This window comes from Bradyrhizobium hipponense, from assembly GCF_008123965.1.
GTDB lineage: Bacteria > Pseudomonadota > Alphaproteobacteria > Rhizobiales > Xanthobacteraceae > Bradyrhizobium > Bradyrhizobium hipponense.
In genome coordinates, this window is record NZ_VSTH01000257.1 from 1 (window position 1) to 1,955 (window position 1,955).

Consider the following 1,955-nt stretch of genomic DNA (forward strand, 5'->3'; position numbering starts at 1 on the left):
GCGCCGGTGCTGGGTCGGGGACGGGAAGCGCATCCAGTTCGGCGGGAACAGGGACATCGTCCACCGGCGGAAACGCAGGCACCTCCGCCGCCGGCGGCAATTTGCAGATGTCGACCCCGGGCGTCGGGGTAGCCGATCAACCGACCGGAACGATGGGCACAGCATCGTCCCAGGCAGGAACCGGCACGCAACAGTCCCCGAATGCTCAGCGATCCCCGAATGCTCAGCCCGGGCGAACCACCGGGACGACAACAGAGACGCCCGCTCGGGCGCAGGCCCGGCGCAATGCAGGGGCCGGCCACGCTCCGAACGGCAACCCGATCGGCGCACCGGGGACGGGCACCGGCAACAATGACTAGCCTCGACCACTGATGTCATCGCTTGTGATGTCATCGTTTGCCACGGCCTGCTCAGCAGCCGCATTCGGCGAGAGGGCCGCTACCGGCAATTGGCGTGAGAGAAGGCGTCGAACGGCGGCGGCTCGTGCCTACGGTTAGCTGTTGAGTTGGGGCGGATTGGAATCGGGGAAACGGGTCAGCATCGCTGTTTTGACGAATTTAAGATGCGCGATTGTGCTTGCCAGTTCCTTGAGCCGGCGCTGGCCGTTGGAGATGTCGGCGGCAAACAAATCCTGGTGGTAGTTATCAAGCGGCTCCCGCTCCAGATATTCGTCTGTGCCGTTGCCGAATGTCACGGAAGCACGCGCCAAAGCGTCGTCAACACGCCGGGTCAGTCCCGCCTGCTCCCTTTCGGCTTCCTTTAGGGCGGCATCGATCGCCGCCATCACCGAGCCGATGCGAGTGCGGTCAGTCTCGGCGTCGCGCTCGGCGGACCGCGCCTTGAAGCGCTCCTCGTCCCGCCGAAGGTTCAGCAGGTTGTATGCACGCGCCCTCAGGAATAGCTGAAACATTTGGGCCATCCCCATTCGAATGAAGCCGCTAGCTTCGGTCAACTATAGTTAACAAAGCTTAAATCGACGACCTGCTCCGCGCGGCTTTGCGCCATCCAGGCCTTCCATGCCTCGCTATGTTTGGCATAGAGCTCGAGCCATCGCGCCTTCTTCATTTTGGCAGGCTCCCCGCCCTGGTGAGTTCGCAAGCCGCCTGATCCAGAAGCGGCCCACTCCTCCAGCCTCTCGAACTCGGCCGTCTCCTCCAACGAGAGACCAATCAAGACGCGGCGCCCAGCTCCGTCGACGAAATACCTGCGAGGCGCATTGTTGTTCTGATCAATCATTGCGACAATTCTCCTTTGCGATCCAAGGACCGAAGAGAGCCGCAAGACGACGCCCGTAGGCCTGCACAAGAGCGACCAGGCCAACCGTTACGCCAAGCATCACAACTAAATACGCCATCCGCGCTTCTCCGCCCACGCAATTCGGGGCAAACACCGGTGCAATAGGTGATCCCGTCTAGGCCGCTACTCCAAAATCCACAAGGCAAGTCCCGACTTAACCTAACCGCGCATGGTTACTTCTGCTGAGACCACCCACCTCGACCATAATTTCGGCGACTCGCCCAACCATCATCACGATGGGCGCTGCGTCTGACTCTGTCCAGCTGAAGCCGGGTTATAGGGCGCGTAGAGGCGGTATTTCACCGATCGCTTGTGGGAGCGCCAAGCCCTCACGCCATAGCCGCAACAAAAGCCTGCCACGAAGATCGAAGATAAGACCAGAACTGGCAACATCGGAATGTGTCCACATTTGCGGAACGTTCCTCCCAGGGCATTTCATCGTCTAGTTGTGGCGACTTCAAGGTCCAGTGTCGCTGAAAGTTTTGTCAGACGAAGATGAAGCTTGTGCAGCCGGCTGCATGAAGATTAGTCGCCCGCAAGAAGCAGAAGGCTGATCCGGCCGTCATGCCGCAATTGATTTGTTGAAAGAGTGACATCGGCGAGGCACTCGGGTCGAACCGCGCCATAGCCTGATTGAGGGTATCCCTCCGTTGAGGGCC

General features: G+C 60.4%; 2 protein-coding genes. Both read right to left on the reverse strand.

Going from position 1 to position 1,955, the window contains the following annotated elements; all coding sequences use genetic code 11:
- Window positions 1–493: 493 nt before the first annotated feature.
- A complete protein-coding gene (locus FXV83_RS41260; protein ID WP_148745746.1) occupies window positions 494–910 on the reverse strand; it encodes a hypothetical protein in 417 nt (138 codons plus the stop codon).
- Between the two features lie 38 nt (window positions 911–948).
- Window positions 949–1,236, reverse strand: coding sequence for a hypothetical protein (locus FXV83_RS41265; RefSeq protein WP_148745747.1), 288 nt, complete (start codon window positions 1,234–1,236; stop codon window positions 949–951).
- Window positions 1,237–1,955 lie beyond the last annotated feature (719 nt).